The 1,204-nt window shown below is 34.6% G+C and carries 1 protein-coding gene; it reads right to left on the bottom strand.

What is annotated here, in order from left to right; genetic code table 11:
* Nucleotides 1-94: 94 nt before the first annotated feature.
* Nucleotides 95-1,063 carry a tryptophan--tRNA ligase gene (gene trpS, locus NK356_RS24025; protein ID WP_034692500.1) on the bottom strand — a complete coding sequence of 323 codons (969 nt, stop codon included), beginning with the start codon at nucleotides 1,061-1,063 and terminating at the stop codon, nucleotides 95-97.
* Nucleotides 1,064-1,204 lie beyond the last annotated feature (141 nt).

Here is a 1,204-nt window from a genome sequence, read left to right as displayed (position 1 = left end):
AAAACAAATCAAAATATATAAAAATTATTTACTTTTTAACAAGAAAAACCGCCTCAGTTGTGAGACGGCTTCTTCTTATGTTTAAAACTCAGAATTAAAATCCTAAGCTTGTTCTTACTCTTTTCAGCGTTTCCAGTGCAATAGGTCTGGTTTTCTCAGCGCCTTGCTGAAGTTTTGCTTCAAGTTCATTAAGATTGTTCATATAATAAGCGAACGTTTCTCTTTCTTTCTCAAAACGTACCAGGATAAGATCTAAAAGTTCTTTCTTAGCATGTCCGTATCCGAAGTTTCCGGCAAGATATTTTGCTCTTAATTCTTCAGTCTGTTCAGATGTAGCAATAAGCTGATAAATCTGGAATGTTTTATCCGTTTCAGGATCCTTAGGTTCTTCTAAAGATTTCGAATCTGATTCAATGCTCATCACCTGTTTTTTCAATTCCTTTTCAGGTAAGAAAATATTGATGATATTTCCTCTTGATTTAGACATTTTCTGACCGTCTGTTCCAGGAACATATTTAGTATCTTCCTGAAGTTCAGATTGTGGAAGAACAAGAATTTCACCCATCTGGTTATTGAACCTTGAAGCGACATCTCTTGCAAATTCCAGGTGCTGAAGCTGGTCTTTTCCTACAGGTACAATTTCCGCATCATACAATAAAATATCTGCAGCCATCAGAATAGGGTAAGTAAACAAACCAGCATTCACATCCTGTAGTCTGTCTGCTTTATCCTTAAATGAATGGGCCAATGTTAATCTTTGATAAGGGAAAAAACATGATAAATGCCAAGAAAGTTCACAGGTTTCAGCGATATCACTTTGTCTGTAGAAATATGTTTTTTCAGTATCTAATCCACAAGCAAGCCAAGCCGCAGCAATCTCGTAGGTATTTTGTCTTAAAGTCTGCGCATCCTTAATCTGTGTAAGCGTGTGAAGATTCGCAATAAATAAAAATGATTCATTTCCTTCCTGCTTGGATAGTTCGATAGCAGGAATAATAGCTCCCAATAAGTTTCCAAGATGGGGCGTTCCGGTGGCTTGTATGCCGGTAAGAATTCTTGACATTTGTTTAAAATTTATATTTAAAAATTAATGAATAGCAAATTTACGAGGTTTGCCGGGAATAACGAAAGATAAAAGATAAAAGATAAAAGATAAAAGATAAAAGATAAAAGATAAAAGATAAAAGATAAAAGATAAAAGATA

Source organism: Chryseobacterium sp. S0630 (assembly GCF_024158915.1).
Classification (GTDB): domain Bacteria; phylum Bacteroidota; class Bacteroidia; order Flavobacteriales; family Weeksellaceae; genus Chryseobacterium.
This window is presented reverse-complemented; position numbering and strand designations above follow the sequence as displayed.